We start from the raw sequence: 22,157 nt of genomic DNA, 5'->3' as shown, positions 1-22,157 counted from the left end.
CCCGCCGAGACTGCATCTCGCTGACAACTCCGTTGCAGCGTGACGCGGGTTCGTCAGCGAGTTGCAGTCTCGCGGCAAACGAGACCCGGACGCGCCCCGCGAACAGGGCCGAACCCCGCCCGGCGGGCCCCGGCGGGCCCAGGGTGATCCCCAGGAGGCCTTTAGTAAAGTGCCCCTGTGCACCACGGGCTGAACGACGTTCCTCGACCGAATCGACGACGCCGCGGAGTCGGCGGCCTGCTCGCGATGGCCGCAGCCGCCGCCGTCGTGCTCGCCGGGTGCTCCGCGCCCGAGACGAGCCCCGCGCCGCGTGAAGAAGAACCCACCACCCTGACCCTCGGTGTGGTCGGCTCGCTCACGAGCTTCAACGCCGCCAGCGCCACCGGCGACACCGACGCGAACCGGGCCGTCGCGGCCCTGCTCGACGAGAAGCTCGGCTCTCTCGATGGCAACCTGCAGGTCGTTCCGAACGACGGCCTCGGCCGCATCACCCGCGTGCAGGGCGATCCGTTGAAGGTCAGCTACGAACTCTTCAGCGACCGCGTCTGGTCGGACGGCACCGAGGTCAGCCTCGACGACCTGCTGTTCGGGTGGGCCGTGTCGTCGCACTACTTCGACGACGCCACCTACGACGCCTCGGGCCAGCTGGTGTCGGGCACCCGCTACTTCGACACCGCGGCACCGGCCGACCCCAACGCCGCGACGACGCGACCGAGCCTCGACCGCGCCAACGACACCCTGACCCTCACCTACGCCCAGCCCTTCGCCGACTGGAACCGGCAGTGGCTGCTCGACCGGCCGATCCACGTGGTCGCGCAACGCGCGGGCGTGAGCGTGAAAGACCTCGTGACGGCGATCATGACGACACCCGCGGGCGACCCGGCGGCGCCGCGCGAGCCGAATCCGGTGCTCGCGGCGGCCGCGAAGGTCTGGAACACCGGCTTCGACGTGGCCCCCGGTACGACGCCCGATCCCGCCGGCGTCGTGTCGTCGGGACCGTGGAAGGTCAGCGCCATCACCGACGACACCCTCGAGCTCGCGCGGCGCGACAGCTACCAGGGCGGACACTTCCCGGGTCTCGAGAGCCTGAAGGTGCGCTTCTTCGCCGACCGTTCGGCGCAGCTGTCCGCCGTCGAGGCGGGGGTGGTCGACGTCGCGAACGTCGGCGACATCGACGCCACCGAGCTGAAGACGCTCACCGATGCCGGGCTGCAGGTCAGCACCGGACCGACCACCCAGACCCTGCAGCTGCGGTTCGCCGACGGCACGGCATCCGCCCTCCGTCAGGCCACGACTCTCTCGCTCGATCGCTCCGCGCTGGTGAAGGACGTGCTGGGCGACGTGCGCCCCGACGCGCAGCCGCTGCAGTCGTTCCTCTCGTCGCCGGCGACCGGTCAGCTCTACAACGACCTCGTGTCGGGCAACGGAGCCCCCGGAACCGGGAGCGACGTCGACGGAGCCCGCTCGGCCCTCGACGATCGCGCGGCCGTGCTGCGCGTCGCCTACGACAGCACCGACGAGGTGTCGTCGACGGTGTTCGCGCGTCTCGTGACGATGGCGGCCAAGGCGGGCATCGCGGTGCGCGCGGCGACGGCCGACGACGTTCCGGATGCCACCCTGGCCTGGGTGGGCGAAGACGAGAGCCTCTACCGCTCGGCGCGCGACCGCATCGCGGAGGGGGTCGATGGCGAGAACACCGAGGAGCTCTTCGACGAGCTGACCGTGCACACCGACCCGGTCGACGTCCTGTCGGAGGCCAAGGAGATCGACCGCTCGCTCTTCACCGCGTACGCGGGCGTGCCCCTGCTCGAGCGCACGGGCGCCGTGGTCGCCGCGGCCGGAGTCGGAGGAGTGACCTACACCTCCGAGCCCAACGGCGTGCCCCCGTCGTTCTGGATCTGGTCGCCGCCGCAGAGCTGAGCGACGTTCCGCATGCCGGGAGCCCTGACTTCGCCTCGCCATCGCTGCGGACGAATGTTCCGGATGCCGAGACCCCGGCGCTCTCGTTGCGCGCGGCGCCTCAGGGGGTCGGGGTCGGCGTCGACGCCGGCGCGGGCGGCGCGAAGATCGCGGGCCACCAGGCCGCGGCGAGCGGGTAGCCCACGAAGGCGACGATGTCGATGATCGTGTGCGCGATCACCAAGGGCATCACCCTGCCCCAGCGCTTGTAGCACCAGCCGAACACGAGGCCCATCACGACGTTGCCGAGCGCCGACGGCCACCCCTGGTAGAGGTGGTAGCTGCCGCGCAGCAGCGCGGTCGAGACGATGATGCCGGTCCACGACCAGCCGAGGCGGCGCAGGCGATCGAAGAGGAAGCCGAGGAAGATGACCTCCTCGGTGAGGCCGGCGCGCAGCGCCGCCAGTACGAGGAGCGCGATGACCCACCACGACGAGTCGAGCGGGGCGGGAATCACCGTGATGCTCTGCCCGATGGAGCGGCCGATCGCGTAGACGCCGATGCCCGGCGCTCCGATGAGCACGACGAGCAGGACGCCGCGGAGGAGGTCGCCGCCGAAGCGGCGGAAGTCGAGCCCGATCCGGCGCAGCGCGTTGTTCGCCGGCTCCCACAGCAGGTAGACCGCGAGGGCGACCAGGGCGAGCGAGAAGAAGATGTCGAGAAACTGGTAGATCGCATCCCACAGCGGCTCGGCGCTGCGCGAGGGGTTCAGCTGCGTCTGCTGCTGCGAGATCGGGGCGCGGGTGGCTGCGCGCACGAACGACACGACCGAGTAGATGGCCGATTGACCCACGCTGACGAGCAGCACGATCGCGATCTCCCAGCCCAGACGCCGACGGTCGTACCGGTCGGCGGGGGAGAGGGTCGGAGGATAGGTCCAGTCGGCTGGACCCCGAAGGGCGCCCGACTTGTCAGATTGCCACATCTGAACCCTTCCGAGTAAATCCTCTGTAACGTTTTTCAGAGGAGTTTGGGGCACCTGGGTAAACGTGCCTAGTGTGTTCTCATCCTGCCCGACGGATCTTCCATGCATCTTGTGCTGCGTGAAAACCTACCCGGGCGACGATCATCCCTTCCCTGGAGGAACTGTGAAGCGCAACAAGATTGCCCTTTCCGGTCTCGCCCTGCTGGGAGCCGTCGGGCTTATGCTCGCCGGCTGCGCAGGCGGAGACTCGGACAGCGGCTCTGCATCCGGCAGCGGCGACGCGTCGGCGATCATCCGGACCAACGGCTCCGAGCCGCAGAACCCGTTGATCCCCACCAACACGAACGAGGTCGGTGGCGGAAAGATCCTCGACTCGATCTTCGCGGGCCTGGTCTACTACGACGCAGACGGCGCCCCGGTGAACGACATGGCCGAGTCCATCGTCACCAACGACCCCCAGAACCTCACGGTCACCCTGAAGAAGGGCCAGAAGTTCACGGACGGCACCGAGGTCAAGGCCGACAACTTCATCAAGGCCTGGAACTACGGCGCGCAGCTGTCGAACAACCAGCTCAACAGCTACTTCTTCGAGGACATCGTCGGTTTCAGCTACGACGCTGACTCCGAGCTCACGGGTCTGAAGAAGGTCGACGACTACACCTTCACGATCGAGCTCTCCAAGCCCGCCGCCGACTTCGCGCTGCGCCTCGGCTACTCGGCGTTCTTCCCGCTGCCCGACTCGGCCTTCGCCGACATGGCCGCGTTCGGTGAGAACCCGATCGGCAACGGCCCGTACAAGCTCGCCAGCGACAGCGCATGGCAGCACAACGTGCAGATCGACCTCGTCAAGAACGAGGACTACCAGGGCGGCCGCACCGTCGCCAACGGTGGTCTGACCGTCGTCTTCTACGCCTCGCAGGACGCGGCCTACGCCGACCTCCTCGGTGGCAACGTCGACGTGATCGACGCGATCCCGCCGGCATCGCAGGCGACCTTCACCTCCGACCTGGGCGACCGCGCGGTCAACCAGCCGGCGGCTGTGTTCCAGTCGTTCACGATCCCCGAGCGCCTCGCGCACTTCAGCGGTGAAGAGGGCAAGCTGCGTCGTCAGGCGCTGTCGATGGCCATCAACCGCGACGAGATCACCAAGACGATCTTCCAGGGCACCCGTACGCCCGCCAGCGACTTCACCTCGCCGGTCATCAACGGCTGGTCCGACTCGCTCGCCGGCTCCGACGTGCTCAAGTACGACGAGGCCAAGGCGAAGGACCTGTGGGCTCAGGCCGACGCCATCTCGCCGTGGACCGGCACCTTCCAGATCGCGTACAACGCCGACGGTGGACACCAGACCTGGGTCGACGCGGTGACCAACTCGATCAAGAACACCCTCGGCATCGACGCGTCCGGCGCGCCGTACCCGACGTTCAAGGAAGCCCGCTCGGCCATCACCGACCGCAGCATCCAGACCGCGTTCCGCACCGGTTGGCAGGCCGACTACCCCGGTCTGTACAACTTCCTCGGACCGCTGTACGCGACCGACGCCTCGTCCAACGACGGTGACTACTCGAACCCCCAGTTCGACCAGCTCCTGAGCGACGGCATCGCCGAGACCGACGTCGACACCCAGAACCAGGACTTCCAGAAGGCCCAGGAGATCCTCCTGCAGGACCTCCCGGCCATCCCGCTCTGGTACTCCAACGTGACCGGTGGCTTCGCCGAAGGCGTGAACAACGTCAAGTTCGGCTGGAACTCGGTTCCGCTGTACTACGAGATCACGAAGTAACCCTTCCGATCTCTGGCCGCGAGGCGGTGACGGATTCGTCACCGCCTCGCGGTCTGCCAGCCAGGCCTCATCACGACGTGTGATAAAACGGCACGGGCCCTTTCGGGGCCGTCGCCCCACGAAAACGTCGGATGAGGCGTTTCCCACGTTCGAAAAGAGAGCGGATGCTCGGCTACATCCTCAGACGTCTGCTGCAGGTGCTCCCCGTGTTCTTCGGGGCCACCCTGCTGATCTACTTCATGGTCTTCGCCATGCCGGGAGACCCGATCCTCGGGCTCTTCGGCGACAAGACCCCCGCCCCGCAGGTCGTCGAAGCCTTGCGGGCCCAATACCACCTGGACCAGCCCTTCATCGTCCAGTACTTCCTCTACATCGGCGGCATCTTCCAGGGTGATCTCGGAACCACGTTCTCGGGTCAGTCCGTCAACGAGGTCCTCGCGCGCACGCTCCCCGTGACGGCGCGTCTGGCGATCATGGCCCTGGCCATCGAGTTCGTGCTCGCCGTCGTGGTCGGCACGATCTCGGCCATCCGCAAGGGCAAGCTGTTCGACAACGTCGCGCTGATCATCGCGCTGCTGTTCGTGGCGCTGCCGATCTTCGTGGCCTGCTTCCTCGCGCAGTACTTCCTCGCGGTCCAACTCGGCTGGTTCCGCCCCACGGTCGGTGCGCAGAACAACTGGGGCGATCTGATCCTGCCGGCCATCGTGCTCGGCTTCAGCCTCTTCGCCACGAGCATGCGCCTGATGCGCGGGTCGGTCATCGACACGCTCAACCAGGACTGGGTGCGCACCGCCTACAGCAAGGGCCTCTCGCGTCGCCGCGTGATCCCCGTGCACGTGCTGCGAAACTCGCTCATCCCGGTCATCACCAACTCCGCGACCAACTTCGGCGTGCTGCTGGTCGGCGCGACCGTCACCGAGGGCATCTTCAACATCCCCGGTGTCGGTAACACGCTGTACCAGGCCACCATCCGCGGAGAGGGCCCCACGGTCGTGTCGTTCGTGACCGTCTTCGTCATCATCTACGTGCTGGTCAACCTGGTCGTCGACCTCCTGTACGGCCTTCTCGACCCGAGGATCCGCTATGTCAAGTAGTCAGTTCCCGGCGCCGCACTACGTCGCGCCGATCAAGACCGAAACGATCTCCGTCGACGCCGTCCGCGTGGCGGCGCGCAAGAGCAACCTGTGGCTCGACGCGTGGCGCGACCTCCGTCGTCGTCCCACCTTCTGGATCGCCCTCGCCGTCATGTTCGTCGTGATCCTCATGGCGATCGCTCCAACGCTGTTCACCCAGGTCCCCCCGAACAACGACTGCCAGCTGTCCAACAGCAACGGCGGACCGCAGGCGGGCCACATCCTGGGCTTCACGTTCCAGGGCTGCGACACGTTCTCGCGCATCGTCTGGGGTGCCCGCACCTCGCTGTCGGTGGGTCTGCTGGCCACCGCGATCGGCACGATCATCGGCCTCATCATGGGCGCGCTGTCGGGCTTCTACGGCGGATGGCTCGACGCGGTGATCTCGCGCGTCGGCGACATCTTCTTCTCGATCCCCTACATCCTCGCGGCCATCGTCGTGATGAGCGTGTTCTCGCAGTACCGCAACGTGCTGACCCTCGCCTTCGCCATCGGCGGGTTCGCGTGGGCCTCCACGGCTCGCGTGGTGCGCGCCGAGGTGCTGCGCGTGCGACAGGCCGACTACGTCGCGGCCTCGCAGGCGCTGGGGCAGACGAAGTTCAAGACGCTGCTCACCCACGTCATCCCGAACGCCATCGCGCCGCTGCTGGTGGTCACCACGATCAGCCTCGCCGCGGCGATCGTCGCCGAGGCGACCCTGTCGTTCCTCGGTGTCGGCCTCGGCGGCAGCACCATGTCGTGGGGCAACGACATCAGCCAGGCGCAGCAGTCGCTGCGCGTCGCGCCCGCGGCGCTCATCTGGCCCTCGGTCGCCCTGACGGTCACGGTGCTGGCGTTCATCCTGCTGGGCGAGCTCATCCGAGACGCCATCGACCCGAGAGCGAGGGCCCGCCGATGAGCGACGCCACCATGACGCCTCTGCTGTCCATTCGCGACCTCAAGGTCGCCTTCGAGGGCGAGGGCGGATCCCGCCAGGTGCTCCACGGCGTGAGCCTCGACGTCTTCCCCGGCCAGACCGTCGCCATCGTCGGCGAGTCGGGCTCGGGAAAGTCGACCACCGCCTCCGCGGTGATCGGCCTGCTCCCCGGCACCGGTCACGTCACCGGCGGCAGCATCACGCTCGACGGGCGCGAGCTGACCGACCTGAGCGCGACGCAGTTCGAGTCGGTGCGCGGCAAGGACATCGGCTACGTCCCTCAGGACCCGATGTCGAACCTCAACCCGGTGTGGAGCATCGGCTTCCAGGTGAAGGAGGCGATCCGTGCGAACGGCATCGCCACCGGTCGCAAGGAGGTCGAGAAGCGCGCGATCGAGGTGCTGAAGCAGGCCGGCCTCGCCGACGCCGAGCGTCGCCTGCACCAGTACCCGCACCAGTTCTCGGGCGGTATGCGCCAGCGCGCGCTCATCGGCATCGGCCTCGCGGCCGACCCGAAGCTCCTGATCGCCGACGAGCCGACCTCGGCCCTCGACGTGACCGTGCAGCGCGTGATCCTCGATCACATGGCCTCGTTGACGCGTGAGCGCGGCACCTCGGTGCTGCTCATCACGCACGACCTGGGACTCGCCGCCGAGCGCGCCGACACCATTGTCGTGATGAACCAGGGCGAGATCGTCGAGTCGGGTCCCAGCCGCGAGATCCTCGAGAACCCGCAGCACCCGTACACCCAGCGCCTCGTCGCCGCTGCGCCCAGCATCGCCTCGCAGCGCATCCAGGCGAAGGTCGAAGACCGCGGCATCCTGCGCGAATCCGACATCGACGCCCCGGCGACCGTCAAGGTCACCGACCTGGTCAAGGAGTACAAGATCCGCCAGGGCGGGTTCCGCAGCGAGCAGTTCCGCGCCGTCGACGGGGTCTCGTTCGAGATCCCGCGCGGCAAGACGCTGGCGCTGGTGGGGGAGTCGGGCTCGGGCAAGTCGACGATCGCCAAGATGGTGCTCAAGCTCGAGGAGCCCACGTCGGGCTCGATCGAGGTCGACGGGGTCAACACCGGCAAGCTGAACGCGAAGGACACCTTCAACCTCCGCCGCCGCATGCAGCCGGTGTTCCAGGACCCGTACGGTTCGCTCGACCCTCTGCGGAGCATCGGCAACCTGATCGCCGAGCCGTTGAACATCCACAAGGTGGGCGACAACGCCTCGCGGCGCGCCCGCGTGGAGGAGCTGCTCGAGCAGGTCGCCCTGCCGCAGGAGCTCGCCTCGCGCTACCCCAACGAGCTGTCCGGCGGACAGCGTCAGCGTGTCGCCATCGCGCGCGCACTGGCGCTCAAGCCCGACATCCTCGTGCTCGACGAGGCCGTGTCGGCCCTCGACGTGCTGGTGCAGGCGCAGGTCCTCCAGCTGCTGGCGGAGCTGCAGTCCGAGCTCGGTCTGACCTACCTGTTCATCACGCACGACCTCGCCGTCGTCCGTGTCGCCGCCGACCTGGTGTGCGTCATGGAGCGCGGCAAGCTCGTCGAACAGGGCACGGTCGACGAGATCTTCGCGCAGCCCTCGCAGGAGTACACGCAGCGTCTGCTCGACGCGATCCCCGGCGCTTCGCTGTCGCTGGGTGGCGCGTGACGCGCGACGATCGATTCCGGGGCACGGAACACCCGCGGGTGTTCCGTGCCCCGTCCGCGGTCGTCGGGCTCGTGCTCGGGGCCGCGCTGGCAGTCGTCCTCCTCGGCGACGCCGCGATCCGGGCGGGGATCGGCGAGATGCTGCTCATCGCCCCGCGGGTGCTGTTGGCGCTCTGGGGCGTGTACGCCCTGCTGTTCGCCCCGCACGTGCGGATCGACGCGAACGGCATCCGGATCCACAACCCGCTGCGCGTCAGCGACATCGCCTGGGCGCGTGTCAGCGACATCGACATGCGCTGGCAGCTCGAGGTGAAGACCGACGAACCGCGGGTCTACAAGGCCTTCGGCGGGCCCGTCGCCGGCCGCCCCGGTCGACCGCCCCTGCGCCGTGGCGACGACGACCGTGCGCGGCGCGAGCCGCCCGCCATCCGCGACCTCCAGGTCATCCAGGACGCGTGGGAGTCGGCTCGACCGACGGCCCCGAAGAACGGCTCCGTCCGTCGTTTCTGGGACATTCCCTCGGCGATTTCCCTCCTGGTTCTGATCGTCTGGGTTATTATCGCTTTGTTCATTTCCGGCGGTCTCCGCTGAGCGCAGTGCTGCGCTCGAGCTGACCGTTCGTGACAAAGCGCCATGTAAGCGCTTTGTTACATTCGTGAAAAGTGTGTTCCCCCCGCGCACATTCCGCGAAAAGCCGACGTAGGGTCGCTGAAGATCCTTAGCCAGGCGAAACAATCGGCGGGGATCTCGAAGGCGAGAGGACCCCCCATGATGCAGACCCCCGAGACGTTCCGGACGGGCATTCGCGCGTCATGACGTTCTACGTTCTGCGCCGGTTCCTGAACTACGCCGTTCTCAGCCTGCTCGCCACGTGCCTCGCGTACGTGCTGGGAAGTGCGCTGCTGCGGCCTCAGGACCGCTTCTACGGCATGAACCCGCGGCCGCCCCAGGAGTCGATCATCGCGAGCCTCGACGCTCTCGGTGCCAACCCCGACGTGCCGATCATCGTGCGCCTGTGGAACTGGTTGGTGAACCTGTTCACCAACTTCTCCCTCGGCACCACGATCGGCGGCCAGGACGTCATGACCGAGATCGCCACGCGCGCCGGCACGAGCCTGCGCCTGCTGCTCATCGGCTCGATCCTCGGCGCCATCGTCGGCGTACTCATCGGCGTGTGGGGCGCGGTGCGCCAGTACCGCGCGAGCGACCAGGTCACGACCTACGCGTCGTACCTCGTGTTCGCGACCCCGACCTTCGTGATCGGCGTGCTGCTGATGATCGCGGCCACCGCCTTCAACAACGCCCTGGGCAACCAGGTGATCCGCTTCACCGGCGAGTACACCGCGGGGGTCGAGGGCTTCGGCCCGATGCTGGCCGACCGTGCCGTGCACCTGCTGCTGCCGACGATCGCGCTCGTGCTCATCAGCGCCGCGTCGTTCTCGCGCTACCAGCGCAGCATGATGCTCGACGTGCTGGGGGCCGACTACATCCGCACCGCCCGCGCGAAAGGGCTGCCGCGCACGCAGGCATTGTTCCGTCACGGCGTGCGCATCGCCCTCATTCCGATGTCGACGTTCTTCGCCTACAGCTTCGGCACCTTGATCGCCGGTTCGGCGATGCTCGAGATCGTCTTCTCGTGGCGCGGGATGGGGCAATTCCAGCTCAACGCCGTGACGCAGCAGGACATCAATGCGGTGGCGGGCTCGACGCTTTTCGTCGCCGTGCTCGTCCTGCTTTCTTCGACCCTGTCCGAAGTGCTCTACGCAGCCCTCGACCCGAGAGTGAGGAGCTGACATGACAATGCAGGAAGACGCCCTCGACGGCACCCTCGTCGCCACCAGCCCGGTCACCCGCGCCCGCAAGCCGCTCTCGCGCGGTGCACTGGTGCGCGCACGCCTGCGCAAGATGCCCCGGTTCTGGGTCGGCGCGAGCGTGCTCGTGTTCATCGTGCTCTGGGCCTTCATCGGACCCCTGCTCTCGCCGTGGGACGCCACTCAGCGCGACTTCCTCAACGTCGGCCTCGGCCCGACGCAGTTGCACTGGTTCGGCACCAACGGCATCGGGCAGGACATCTACGCCCAGACGCTCGTCGGCCTGCAGAAGTCGCTCATCATCGGCGCCCTCGCGGGTGTCGGCGCGACCCTGATCGCCGCGGCGGTGGGCTCGGTCGCCGGCTACCTCGGCGGCAAGATCGACGCCGTCATCGGCTGGATCATCCACCTGCTGCTGGTGGTGCCCTCGTTCTTCATCCTCGTGCTGCTGAGCCCGCTGACGCGCGGCCTGTCGTGGCTGGCGCTGACCTTCTTCCTGGCGGTGTTCAGCTGGATGATCCTCGCCCAGGTGGTGCGCAACCAGACCCGGTCGCTGCGCAACCGCGACTTCGTGCGGGCGGCGCGCTACATGGGCATGCCGACCCGGCAGATCCTCGGCCGCCACATCATCCCCAACATCGCGTCGCTGCTGATCATCGACGCGACCCTCGGCATCGTCGCGGCCATCATGGCCGAGACCTCGCTCAGCTACTTCGGCTTCGGCGTGCAGGCGCCCGACGTCTCGCTCGGCACCCTGCTGTCGGCGGGCACCTCGGCCGCCGTGACCCGCCCGTGGCTGTTCGTGTACCCCGCCGGCGTGCTGATCGTGCTGCTCCTGGCCATCAGCCTCATCGGCGACGCGCTGCGCGACGCCATCGACCCCACTTCGGGAGCGAACCGTGACTGACCCCCGTTCCGCCACCTTGCTGTCATCGACCGGACGCCAGCCGCTGCTGTCGGTCCGCGACCTCAGCGTGACCTTCCCCCAGCGCGAGGGCAACGCCGTCCGCGCCGTCCGCGGCATCTCCTACGACGTGCACGAGGGCGAGTTCCTCGGCATCGTCGGAGAGTCCGGTTCCGGTAAGAGCGTGTCGTCGCTCGCGGTGATGGGGCTGCTGCCCTCGAACGCCCGCGTCGAGGGCGACATCGTCTACGACGGTCGGTCGCTGCTGGCGATGAACGATGCCCAGCTGTCGAAGATCCGCGGCGCCGAGCTCGCGATGGTCTTCCAAGACCCGCTGTCGGCGCTCACCCCGGTCTACACGGTGGGCGACCAGATCTCCGAGGGCCTGCGCCTGCACGACAAGGCACTGTCGGCCCAGGCCGCGCACGCCCGCTCGGTCGAGCTGCTCAAGCTCGTCGGCATCCCGGATGCCGAGCGTCGGGCCCGCGCGTACCCGCACGAGTTCTCGGGCGGTATGCGTCAGCGCGCGATGATCGCCATGGCCATCGCCAACGATCCGCGGGTCATCATCGCCGACGAGCCCACCACGGCGCTCGACGTGACGATCCAGGCGCAGATCCTCGAGGTGCTGCAGAAGGCCCGCGAGGTCACGGGCGCCGCCGTCGTGCTCATCACGCACGACCTCGGCGTCGTGGCCGGTCACGCCGACCGCGTCGCGGTGATGTACGCGGGCAAGCTCGTCGAGCGCGGCTCGGTCGACGAGATCTTCCACGACCCGCACATGCCCTACACGGTGGGTCTGCTGCGCTCGGTGCCGAACATGCAGACCGCCGGCTCGCAGCGTCTGGTGCCGTTGGAGGGACGCCCGCCGTCCCTCGCGAGCCTGCCCAAGGGGTGCCCCTTCGCGGCGCGCTGCCCGATCGCGATCGACGCGTGCCACGACATCGAGCCCGAGCTCGCGATGCACGGCACCGACCCCGATCACGTCTCGGCCTGCATCCGCGCCGACGAGATCGCATCCGGTGCCCTCGCCCGCCCCGACATCTTCCCCCGCCCCGAGGCGCTGGGCGAGATCCCGCCGCTGCGTCCCGACGTCACCCCGGCCGTCGAGGTCACCGATCTGACCAAGCACTTCCCGCTGATGAAGGGCTCGGTCTTCCCGCGCCGCATCGGCACGGTGCGCGCCGTCGACGGCATCTCGTTCTCGATCCAGCCCGGTCGCACCATGGGCCTGGTGGGGGAGTCGGGGTGCGGGAAGACGACGACGATCCTCGAGATCATGGAGATGGTCGCCCCCCAGAGCGGCAGCATCCGCATCAACGGCACCGACGTGGCCACCGTGAGCCGCACAGACAAGGCGACGCTGCGCAAGGGCATCCAGATCGTCTTCCAAGACCCGATGGGCGCGATCGACCCGCGCCTGCCGGTCGGCGAGGTCATCACCGAGCCGCTGCTGGTGCAGGGCGTGCCCCGTGCCGAACGCGACCGCAAGATGACCGAGCTGCTCGAGCTCGTCGGCCTCGACCCCAACATGTCGGACCGCTACCCGCACGAGTTCTCGGGCGGTCAGCGTCAGCGCATCGGCATCGCCCGCGCCCTCGCGACCGACCCCGCCGTCGTCGTGCTCGACGAGCCGGTCTCGGCCCTCGACGTCTCGATCCAGGCCGGTGTCATCAACCTGCTCGAAGACCTCAAGGAACGCCTCGGCCTGTCGTTCCTCTTCGTCGCGCACGACCTCGCCGTGGTCCGTCAGATCGCCGACGACGTCTCGGTCATGTACCTCGGGCGCATCGTCGAGCAGGGTCCCGTCGACGCGGTGTTCGACAACCCCCGGCATCCCTACACCAAGGCCCTCATCTCGGCCGCGCCCATCCCGGATCCGCGCATCGAGCGCGCGCGCACCCGCATCCTGCTCGACGGCGACCTGCCGAGCCCGACGCAGGAGATCTCCGGATGCCGCTTCCGCACGCGCTGCCCGCTGTACCGCCTGCTGCCCGACGCCGACCGGCGCCGGTGCGACTCCGACGACCCCGGTCTGCGCTCTTCGGCGCGCTCCGAGGTGGCGTGCCACTACGCCGAACGCTCCGACCTCGTCCTCGAGACGGCGTCGGTCGCGTCCCCCCGAACGTCTTCGATCGACGGCACCACGGCGTCGGAGACCCTCCCCGATCACCAACGAGAGGACTGATCACATGAAGATCCGCAAAGCGAAGGGGCTCGGCGCCCTCACGCTGCTGAGCGTCGCCGCCCTGGCGATCGCCGGCTGCGCGCCGGGCAACACGGCGGCTCCGTCCGCCAACCCCGAGGACCAGAACTCGCTGCCCTCGACCGCGTGGGTCCGCGCCGACGCCGCCGACGTGCAGGACGGCGGAACCCTCACGCTGGCCGTCGACTCGATGCCTGTCAACTGGAACAACTTCCAGATCGACGGCAATGAGGCCAACACCAACGACATCATCTCGGCGATGCAGGGTGGCCCCATCAAGATCGACGAGTCGGGCAAGCCGGTCGTCAACGAGGACTACGCCTCGTCGGTCGAGCTGACCAACGAGAGCCCCCAGACGGTCGAGATCAAGCTGAACCCGGATGCCGTGTGGGAGGACGGGACGCCCATCACCGTCGCCGACTACCAGGCGACCTGGAAGGCCAACAACGGCTCGAACCCCGAGTACGTCGTCATCTCCACCACCGGCTGGGACCAGATCGAATCGGTCGAGCAGGGCACGGACGAGTTCGACGTCATCATCACGTTCTCGTCGGTGTACGCCGACTGGCAGGGTCTGCTCGGTCAGATCCTCCCCGCCTCGGCCGCGAGCGACCCGAACACCTTCAACACGGGCTACCTCACCACGGCCCTTCCCTCTTCGGGTCCCTTCCTCCTGGGCTCGTTCGACTCGACGGCCGGCATCGCCACCCTCGAGCGCAACCCCAAGTGGTGGGGCCAGGCGCCCAAGCTCGAGACGATCGTCTACCGCGCGGTGAGCCAGGACCAGCAGGGCACCTCGTTCAGCAACGGTGAGATCGACGCGCTGAACATCAGCGCCAACGCCGACCTCTACCAGACCGCTCAGAACGTGCAGGGCGCCGAGATCCAGGCCTCCAACGGTCTGACCTGGACGCACATCACCATGCGCGCCTCCGACGGTCCGCTGGCCGACGTCAACGTCCGCAAGGCCGTGGCATCCATCGTCAACCGCGAGCAGATCGCCAACACGGCGAACTCGCCCGTCGGCGTCCCCGCCATCACGCAGGGCAGCTACGTGTTCATGCCCGGTCAGGACGGCTACACCGACGAGGCGCTGCCCTACGACACCGACGCCGGTGCCAAGTACCTCGAAGACGCCGGTTACACCAAGGACGGCGACTCCTGGGTCAAGGACGGCACCCCGCTGAAGTTCTCGGTCACCGTCCCCGCCGACACCGCCACGAACATCCAGCGTGCCGAGCAGATCCAGGCCGACCTCAGCGAGTTCGGCATCCCGGTCGATCTGAACACCGTGCCCGTGGGCGGCTACTTCAGCGACTACATCATCCCCGGTGACTTCGAGATGGTGACGTTCTCGTGGCGCGGTACCGCGTACCCGATCTCGTCGAGCGAGTCGCTGTTCTCGCCCGTCGACTCGGCGCAGAACTACACCGGCATCGCCGACCCGCAGCTCGCGGACCTGTGGCAGAAGGCCAACACCGACCTCGACCCCGACTCGCGCCTGAAGACGGCCGAGGAGATCGACAAGGTGCTGTGGTCGTACGTGCCGATCATCCCGATCGCGCCGCTGCCCAACGTCTACGCCGTCAAGCAGGGTCTCGTGAACTGGGGCGCCACCCAGTTCGAGACCGTCGACTGGACGATCGTGGGCTTCCAGAACAGCTGACGCACCTCGTGAAAAGGGGGGCGGGGTCCTGCGGGATCCCGCCCCTTTCGTGCGTCCGGACCGTTCCTGAACGTCCGCTGCCGGGAGTATCGGCGCGGGCCGGTAGACTAGAGACGCCCGATTCCGGGCACCACCCCGAATTTTCCTGGAGACCCTCCATGGCGCACGCCCTTCGTCCTGACCTCCGTAACGTCGCGATCGTCGCGCACGTCGACCACGGCAAGACGACTCTCGTCGACGCCATGCTCCGCCAGACCGGCTCGTTCGGCGACCACGCGCACGTCGAAGAGCGCGCGATGGACTCGAACGACCTCGAGCGCGAAAAGGGCATCACGATCCTCGCCAAGAACACGGCGATCACCTACAACGGTGTGCACACCGAGGTTCCGGTCACGATCAACGTGATCGACACCCCCGGCCACGCCGACTTCGGTGGAGAGGTCGAGCGCGGCCTGTCGATGGTCGACGGCGTCGTGCTGCTCGTCGACGCGTCCGAGGGCCCGCTGCCCCAGACGCGCTTCGTGCTGCGCAAGGCCCTCGAGGCCAAGCTCCCCGTCATCCTGCTGGTCAACAAGACCGACCGCCCCGACGCGCGCATCGCCGAGGTCGAAGAAGAGGCGCACGACCTGCTGCTGGGCCTCGCGTCCGACCTCGTCGACGACGTGCCCGACCTCGACGTCGACGCGCTGCTCGACGTCCCCGTCGTGTACGCCTCGGGCCGCGCGGGTGCCGCGTCGCTCAACCGTCCCGACAACGGCTCGCTGCCCGACAACGAAGACCTCGAGCCGCTCTTCGGTGCGATCCTCGAGCACGTCCCGGCTCCCGCCTACGACGACGAGGCTCCGCTGCAGGCCTGGGTCACCAACCTCGACTCCTCGCCGTTCCTCGGTCGCCTCGCGCTGCTGCGCGTGTTCAACGGCACGCTGAAGAAGGGCCAGACCGTGGCCTGGGTGCGCGCCGACGGCACCACCAGCAACGCCCGCATCACCGAGCTGCTGAAGACCCGCGCCCTCGAGCGCTACCCCGCCGAAGACGCCGGCCCCGGTGACATCGTCGCCATCGCCGGTTTCCCCGACATCACCATCGGCGAGACCATTGCCGACCCCGACGACGTGCGCCCGCTCAAGGCGATCACCGTCGACGACCCGGCCATCTCGATGACCATCGGCACCAACACCTCGCCCCTCATGGGCAAGGTCAAGGGCCACAAGCTCACCGCCCGCATGGTGAAGGACCGCCTCGACCGCGAGCTCATCGGTAACGTCTCGCTCAAGGTCGTCGACATCGGACGCCCCGACGCGTGGGAGGTCCAGGGCCGCGGCGAGCTGGCGCTGGCCATCCTGGTCGAGAACATGCGTCGCGAGGGCTTCGAGCTCACTGTCGGCAAGCCTCAGGTGGTCACCAAGCGCGGCGAAGACGGCAAGCTCAAGGAGCCCTTCGAGCACCTCACCATCGACGCGCCCGAAGAGCACCTCGGTGCGATCACGCAGCTGATGGCCGCCCGCAAGGGCCGCATGGACAACATGACGAACCACGGCACCGGCTGGGTGCGCATGGAGTTCGTCGTGCCCTCGCGCGGTCTGATCGGTTTCCGCAGCGAGTTCCTCACGATCACGCGCGGCACCGGCATCGCGAACGCGATCTCGCACGGCTACGACGACTGGGCCGGCTCGATCACGACCCGTCAGAACGGCTCGATCGTCGCCGACCGCATGGGTGTCGTCACCCCGTTCGCCATGATCGCCCTGCAGGAGCGCATGAGCTTCTTCGTGCAGCCCACCGAAGAGGTCTACGAGGGCATGGTCATCGGCGAGAACTCGCGCGCCGACGACATGGACGTCAACATCACCAAGGAGAAGAAGCTCACGAACATGCGTTCGTCGACCTCCGACTCCTTCGAGTCGATGACGCCCCCGCGCATCCTCACGCTCGAGGAGTCGCTGGAGTTCGCTCGCGACGACGAATGCGTCGAGGTCACGCCCGAGAAGGTGCGCATCCGCAAGGTCGAGCTCGACGCGACCGCGCGCGGTCGCTCCGCTTCGCGCCTGAAGCGTCAGGACGCCAACGCGTAAGCATCCCGTCCCGAACGGCCCCGCCCAGCCTCGTGCTCGGCGGGGCCGTTCGCGTTCCGGGATGCGTGGCCAGGTGGCTGAGCCTGGCGAAGCCCTCGGTTTCGCCGCGGAGGTGGCTGAGCCCGTCGAAGCCCCCGGTCCCGGCGCAGGTGGCTGAGCCCGTCGAAGCCCCCCGTCCCGGCGCAGGTGGCTGAGCCTGGCGAAGCCTCCGGTCCCGGCGTAGGTGGCTGAGCCTGTCGAAGCCTCCGGTTCCCCGCGTAGGTGGCCGATCCTGTCGCAGCCCCCGGTCCCTTCGACAGGCTCAGGGACCTTCGCCGGTCGCGCGCTGCGACCTCAGCCCTGGGCGGCAGGGGCAGGAGTGCGCATGACCTTCGCGAGCGCCTTACCCTTCGCCAGTTCGTCGACGACCTTGTCGAGCAGGCGGATCCGGTACATCAGCGGGTCGTCGATCTGCTCGACCCGCACTCCACACACCACGCCGGTGATCTCCGACGCCTGCGGGGTGAGTCGCGCGTCGTCGAAGAACTCGCGGAACGTGGTCGTCCCCCGGGCATGGCGGGCGAGCTCCGCCTCACTGAACCCGGTGAGCCAGCGGATCACGGCGTCGAGCTCGTCGACGGTGCGCCCTTTGCGCTCGACCTTCGCGACGTACAACGGGTAGACCGACGAGAAGGGCATGTCGAAGACGCGGGACATGCCTGCACGATAGCTTCGCCGCCGGCAGCTGTCGACGCGCGCCCTCGCTCGCTGGCGGCGGGTTCGAGACATCTCGAGTGTCCACAACACTCCGCTGGCCGTCGACAGATCCGGCGTGTCGTGGACACTCGACCGGGTGTCGCGCGGCGCAGACCTGTTGAGCGTCCCGGACACACCGCTGACCACAAAAAGGGTGCGGCGTGTTCTGAACACTCAACGAGGGGGCGGGGCGCCAGCCCGGGGCGTCAGCGCGACTCGACCACGCACACCGCGCTCATGCCGGGCGTGAGCGCCTCGAACACGTGCGGGGCATCGCCCGGATACGACAGGTAATCGCCGGGCGAGAGCTCGAAGGGGTCGTCGACCGGGCCGACCATTCCGCGCCCCGACACCATGACGAGGTGCTCGATCGTGCCGCGCGGGTGCGGGTCGGACCGTCGCGGCGTGCCGGGCTCGGCCGACAGCAGGTAGATGTCGCGGCGGGCGTGCGGCGGGCTTGCCGAGAGCAGGACGGCGATGTAGTCGGATGCCGACGACGCCACGGCCGTTCCGGCTTCGCCCGCGCGGATCAGGGTGGGGGAGTGCACCCCCTCGTCGACGAAGTCGGCGAACGGGATCTCGAGGGTCGACGCGAGAGCCCACAGCGTCTCGACACTGGGATTGCCGCCGCCGTTCTCCAGCTGCGACACGGTCGCCTTCGCCACGCCCGCGCGCCGCGCGAGCTCGCTGACGCTGAGATCGCGCCTCTCGCGCTCGCGCCGGAGGGTGGTCGCGATGCGGTCGCCGAGCTCGGTCATGCGTTCATTATGCTCACCGTTCGTTCGACTTGACGAACGACCGCCCGATCGTTCACGATGATGTCCATGCGTTCGATCCACCGAACACCCGAGGGGGTGGCCGCCCGGCAAGGTCTCGCCGTAGCCCTCGCCACGAGCGCCTACGGTGTCTCGTTCGGCGCCGTGTCGGTGGCATCCGGACTCGACGTGTGGCAGACGTGCGTGCTCAGCCTGCTCATGTTCACCGGCGGCTCGCAGTTCGCGTTCGTCGGGGTGATCGCGGCGGGAGGACTAGCAGCCGCCCCCGCGGCTATCGCGTCGTCGGTGCTGCTCGGTGTGCGAAACGCCGCGTACGCGATGCGCATGGCGCCGATCGTCGGTGGGGGAGGGTGGCGCAAGGCCGCCGCGACGCAATTCACGATCGACGAGTCGACGGCGGTCGCGCTCGCCCAGACCGAGCCGCGTGCGCGTCAGACCGGGTTCTGGGTCACCGGCATCGCGATCTGGGTCGGCTGGAACCTCTCGACTCTCCTCGGCGCGCTACTGGGGGACGTGTTGGGCGATCCGCGCACGTACGGCCTCGACGCCGCAGCCGCCGCGGCCTTCCTCGCCCTGCTCTGGCCGCGCCTGCGCGGGCGTCAGCCCCTCGCCGTCGCCGCAGGCGCCGCTGCCGTGGCGGCGCTGCTCACGCCGTGGCTCATGCCCGGCATCCCGGTCATCGCCGCAGCCGGCGTCGCGATCGCGGTCGGACTGTTCGACCGGCGCCCCGCAGCGGTGTCGTCAGAGGGGCGGATGCCATGACCCTGTGGACCGCCGTGCTCGCGGCATCCGTCATCTGCGTCGCCCTCAAGGCCACCGGCTATCTGCTGCCCGCGCACTGGCTCGACAAGCCCCGCCCCGCCCGCATCGCCGATCTGCTGACCGTGGCCCTCCTCTCGGCCCTCGTCGTGGTGCAGACCCTCGGCGTGGGCCAGGCGATCGTCGTCGACGCGCGGCTGCCCGCGGTCGGCGTCGCGGCCCTGCTGCTGTGGCTGCGCGCCCCGTTCCTCGTGGTCGTCGTCGGTGCGGCGGTGACGGCGGCGCTGCTGCGCCTGTGGGGCTGGGCGACCTGAGCCTCGGGTGGCGCATAGCCCGCACTCCTAGACTGATCCGATGGGTTCCACTGTGCTTCGGATCGTCGGCTGGGCGGTCGCTCTCCTCGTCGGCGCCTTCTACGGCGCGGCCGGAACCGTCGGGCAGGCGTTCATGCTCGGCCCCGTGCCGGTCGGCCTGGTGCTCGCCACGATCGGCAGTGCCGCGTTGCTGATCGCTCTGCGCACGCTCACGGGCGACCGCGTCAACGCGCTGTTCGGGGGCCTCGGCATCACGGCGGCGACCTTCCTGTTCTCGCAGGTGGGACCCGGAGGCTCCGCGATCGTGGCCGCACCGACCCCGGGTACCGAGTGGGTGCCGCTGCTGTGGACGATCGTCGGCCCCGCGCTGATGGCGCTGGTGGCGTTCTGGCCCGACCTCTCGCACCTGCGTGCGCCGGCGGCATCCGCCCAGTCCTGACGGCCGGGGAGGTGGCTGAGCTTGTCGAAGCCACCGGACGTGCGTGCGCGCGGTTCCGGTCGGGGAGGTGGCTGAGCCAGTCGAAGCCCCCGGGCGCGTGTGCGTGGGGTTCCGGCCGGGGAGGTGGCTGAGCCTGTCGAAGCCCCCGGGCGTGCGCGGGGGGTTCCGGCCGGGGAGGTGGCTGAGCCTGTCGAAGCCCCCGGGCGTGCGCGGGGGTCCGGTCCCTTCGACAGGCTCAGGGACCTGGGCGGGCGTGCGTCCCTTCGGTCGGGGAGGTGGCTGAGCCTGTCGAAGCCCCCGGGCGTGCGCGGGGGTTCCGGTCCCTTCGACGGGCTCAGGGACCTGGGTGGGCGGGCGTGCGTGGAGTCCGGTCCCTTCGACAGGCTCAGGGACCTGGGTGGGCGGGCGTGCGCGGGGGTCCGGTCCCTTCGACGGGCTCAGGGACCTGGGTGGGCGGGCGTGCGCCGGGTTCCGGTCCCTTCGACAGGCTCAGGGACCTAGGTGGGCGGGCGTCTGTGGGGTTCCGGTCCCTTCGACAAGCTCAGGGACCTGGGCCGCGGATCATAGGTCAGCGGCTCGGCGGCGAGGCCGGGTGCCCGGGCGCGATTAGACTGAGCGGGTGACTTACGTGATCGCCCTCCCGTGTGTCGATGTCAAAGACCGCGCCTGCATCGATGAGTGTCCTGTCGACTGCATCTACGAGGGTGAACGATCGCTCTACATCCACCCCGACGAGTGCGTCGACTGCGGTGCGTGCGAGCCGGTCTGCCCCGTCGAGGCCATCTACTACGAAGACGACCTTCCCGAAGAGTGGTCCGACTACTACAAGGCCAACGTCGAGTTCTTCGACGACATCGGCTCGCCCGGTGGTGCCGCCAAGGTCGGCGTGATCGCCAAGGACCACCCGGTCATCACCGCTCTGCCTCCGCAGGCGCACTGACCCGTGGGCGTCGCCGACCTCGCCGACTACCCGTGGGACGCGGTCGCCCCCTACGCGGAGCGCGCCCGACGCCACCCTGACGGCATCGTCGACCTGTCGATCGGATCGCCCGTCGATCCCACGCCGCAGGTCATCGCCGAGGCTCTGGCCGACGCGACCGATGCGCACGCTTACCCGCAGACCGCGGGCACCCCGGCGCTGCGCGAGGCGATCGCCGAGTGGTACCACCGCCGTCGCGGGGTTCCCGGCCTGAGCGCGGCGAACGTGCTGCCGACTGTCGGCTCGAAAGAGCTGGTGGCTCTGCTCCCGCTGCTGCTCGGCCTCGGACCGGGTGACGCCGTTGTGCACCCGCGGGCCGCGTACCCCACCTACGAGGTCGGCGCGCGTCTCGTCGGCGCCGAGCCGGTGGCATCCGACGACCCTTCCTCGTGGCCCGCGCACGCTCGGCTGATCTGGATCAACTCCCCGGGCAACCCCGACGGACGCGTGCTCTCGACGGACGAGTTGGCGGATGCCGTGGCGCGAGCCCGCGAGATCGGCGCGGTCCTGGCTTCCGACGAGTGCTACGCGGAGCTCGGGTGGGACGCCCCGTGGGACCAGCAGCCCGTGCCGAGCGTGCTGGATCCCGCCGTCGTCGGCGACGACCTCACCGGCGTGCTGTCGGTGTACTCGCTCAGCAAGCAGTCGAACCTCGCCGGGTACCGCGCAGCTTTTCTGGCCGGCGACCCCGCGATCGTCGAGCGCCTGCTGACCGGGCGCAAGCACCTCGGCCTCATGCCTCCCGCCCCCGTGCAGCGAGCGATGACCGTCGCGCTCGGCGATGACGAGCACGTGGCTGCGCAGCGCGAGCGCTACGCCCGCCGTCGTGCGGTGCTCAAGCCCGCGATCGAGGCCGCCGGCTTCACGATCGACCGCAGCGAGGGCGGCCTGTACCTCTGGGCCACCGAGGGGCGCGACGCCTGGGAGAGCCTCGACCGTCTGGCCGATCTCGGCATCCTGGTGGGGCCGGGGCACTTCTACGGCACGCACTTCCCGCAGCATGTGCGCTTCTCGCTCACCGCGACCGACGAGCGCGTCGCCGCCGCGGCGGAGCGTCTGCGGGCCTGACCAGGAGGTTCCCTCCATTCGATGGGGGCGACCTTTGGCGGTGTCATCTGTACGCCGGAGTGCCTACTAG

General features: G+C 68.9%; 19 protein-coding genes. 16 read left to right on the top strand and 3 right to left on the bottom strand.

The genetic code is table 11. The features are described 5' to 3' along the window. Positions 1–177 precede the first annotated feature (177 nt). Positions 178–1,920 (top strand): ABC transporter substrate-binding protein, encoded by a 1,743-nt coding sequence (locus LPW41_RS11285; protein WP_154096371.1) that lies wholly within the window; start codon positions 178–180, stop codon positions 1,918–1,920. 100 nt (positions 1,921–2,020) lie between these two features. Here LPW41_RS11285 and LPW41_RS11280 read toward each other — a convergent pair whose 3' ends face one another. After that, the gene (locus LPW41_RS11280; protein WP_230704852.1) at positions 2,021–2,884 is read right to left on the bottom strand and encodes a CPBP family intramembrane glutamic endopeptidase; all 864 of its coding nucleotides are present in this window, start codon (positions 2,882–2,884) and stop codon (positions 2,021–2,023) included. Between the two features lie 163 nt (positions 2,885–3,047). Between LPW41_RS11280 and LPW41_RS11275 the strand changes: the two genes are divergently transcribed. The 10 genes from LPW41_RS11275 (at position 3,048) to typA (ending at position 17,017) form a co-directional block, all read left to right on the top strand. Continuing rightward, positions 3,048–4,667, top strand: coding sequence for an ABC transporter substrate-binding protein (locus LPW41_RS11275; protein ID WP_222123942.1), 1,620 nt, complete (start codon positions 3,048–3,050; stop codon positions 4,665–4,667). Between the two features lie 164 nt (positions 4,668–4,831). Next, positions 4,832–5,761, top strand: a complete 930-nt coding sequence (locus LPW41_RS11270; RefSeq protein WP_144835187.1) for an ABC transporter permease — start codon at positions 4,832–4,834, stop codon at positions 5,759–5,761. Then, entirely contained in the window at positions 5,751–6,698 is a 948-nt protein-coding gene (locus LPW41_RS11265; protein WP_144835185.1) for an ABC transporter permease, read from the top strand. The genes LPW41_RS11270 and LPW41_RS11265 overlap by 11 nt, the downstream gene beginning before the upstream one ends. Beyond that, the gene (locus tag LPW41_RS11260; protein WP_144835183.1) at positions 6,695–8,359 is read left to right on the top strand and encodes an ABC transporter ATP-binding protein; all 1,665 of its coding nucleotides are present in this window, start codon (positions 6,695–6,697) and stop codon (positions 8,357–8,359) included. Before LPW41_RS11265 ends, LPW41_RS11260 begins: the two co-directional genes overlap by 4 nt. Before the next feature lie 38 nt (positions 8,360–8,397). Continuing rightward, positions 8,398–8,949, top strand: a complete 552-nt coding sequence (locus LPW41_RS11255; RefSeq protein WP_230704851.1) for a hypothetical protein — start codon at positions 8,398–8,400, stop codon at positions 8,947–8,949. A 221-nt stretch (positions 8,950–9,170) separates the two neighbouring features. Next, entirely contained in the window at positions 9,171–10,151 is a 981-nt protein-coding gene (locus tag LPW41_RS11250; protein WP_144835179.1) for an ABC transporter permease, read from the top strand. A 1-nt stretch (position 10,152) separates the two neighbouring features. Next, the gene (locus LPW41_RS11245; RefSeq protein ID WP_144835177.1) at positions 10,153–11,076 is read left to right on the top strand and encodes an ABC transporter permease; all 924 of its coding nucleotides are present in this window, start codon (positions 10,153–10,155) and stop codon (positions 11,074–11,076) included. Then, positions 11,069–13,261 (top strand): ABC transporter ATP-binding protein, encoded by a 2,193-nt coding sequence (locus LPW41_RS11240; RefSeq protein ID WP_187358379.1) that lies wholly within the window; start codon positions 11,069–11,071, stop codon positions 13,259–13,261. Before LPW41_RS11245 ends, LPW41_RS11240 begins: the two co-directional genes overlap by 8 nt. 4 nt (positions 13,262–13,265) lie before the next feature. After that, positions 13,266–14,945 carry an ABC transporter family substrate-binding protein gene (locus LPW41_RS11235; protein WP_144835175.1) on the top strand — a complete coding sequence of 560 codons (1,680 nt, stop codon included), beginning with the start codon at positions 13,266–13,268 and terminating at the stop codon, positions 14,943–14,945. A gap of 158 nt (positions 14,946–15,103) precedes the next feature. Then, on the top strand, positions 15,104–17,017 hold the full coding sequence (gene typA / locus LPW41_RS11230) for a translational GTPase TypA (RefSeq protein ID WP_144835173.1): 1,914 nt from the start codon (positions 15,104–15,106) through the stop codon (positions 17,015–17,017). Between the two features lie 333 nt (positions 17,018–17,350). Here typA and LPW41_RS11225 read toward each other — a convergent pair whose 3' ends face one another. Both LPW41_RS11225 and LPW41_RS11220 read right to left on the bottom strand, forming a co-directional pair. Further along, complete coding sequence (locus LPW41_RS11225; protein ID WP_230704850.1) at positions 17,351–17,713, bottom strand: DUF2200 domain-containing protein; 363 nt, start codon at positions 17,711–17,713, stop codon at positions 17,351–17,353. A gap of 245 nt (positions 17,714–17,958) precedes the next feature. After that, positions 17,959–18,510 carry a helix-turn-helix domain-containing protein gene (locus tag LPW41_RS11220; protein ID WP_144835169.1) on the bottom strand — a complete coding sequence of 184 codons (552 nt, stop codon included), beginning with the start codon at positions 18,508–18,510 and terminating at the stop codon, positions 17,959–17,961. Between the two features lie 66 nt (positions 18,511–18,576). Here LPW41_RS11220 and LPW41_RS11215 point away from each other — a divergent pair, with 66 nt between their 5' ends. From LPW41_RS11215 to dapC, 5 genes are all read left to right on the top strand, one after another. Next, positions 18,577–19,290 (top strand): AzlC family ABC transporter permease, encoded by a 714-nt coding sequence (locus LPW41_RS11215; protein WP_144835168.1) that lies wholly within the window; start codon positions 18,577–18,579, stop codon positions 19,288–19,290. Then, the gene (locus LPW41_RS11210; RefSeq protein WP_230704849.1) at positions 19,287–19,601 is read left to right on the top strand and encodes an AzlD domain-containing protein; all 315 of its coding nucleotides are present in this window, start codon (positions 19,287–19,289) and stop codon (positions 19,599–19,601) included. The genes LPW41_RS11215 and LPW41_RS11210 overlap by 4 nt, the downstream gene beginning before the upstream one ends. A gap of 40 nt (positions 19,602–19,641) precedes the next feature. Further along, positions 19,642–20,040 (top strand): histidinol dehydrogenase, encoded by a 399-nt coding sequence (locus LPW41_RS11205; RefSeq protein WP_144835164.1) that lies wholly within the window; start codon positions 19,642–19,644, stop codon positions 20,038–20,040. Between the two features lie 619 nt (positions 20,041–20,659). Beyond that, positions 20,660–20,980, top strand: a complete 321-nt coding sequence (gene fdxA / locus LPW41_RS11200; protein WP_055836218.1) for a ferredoxin — start codon at positions 20,660–20,662, stop codon at positions 20,978–20,980. Between the two features lie 3 nt (positions 20,981–20,983). After that, positions 20,984–22,087 carry a succinyldiaminopimelate transaminase gene (dapC, locus tag LPW41_RS11195; RefSeq protein WP_230704848.1) on the top strand — a complete coding sequence of 368 codons (1,104 nt, stop codon included), beginning with the start codon at positions 20,984–20,986 and terminating at the stop codon, positions 22,085–22,087. The last annotated feature ends 70 nt before the right edge of the window (positions 22,088–22,157 follow it).

It is taken from the genome of Microbacterium sp. JC 701, from assembly GCF_021026215.1.
GTDB lineage: Bacteria > Actinomycetota > Actinomycetes > Actinomycetales > Microbacteriaceae > Microbacterium > Microbacterium algihabitans.
Note: the sequence above shows the minus strand (reverse complement) of the source record. Positions and strands in the feature narration are given on the sequence as shown.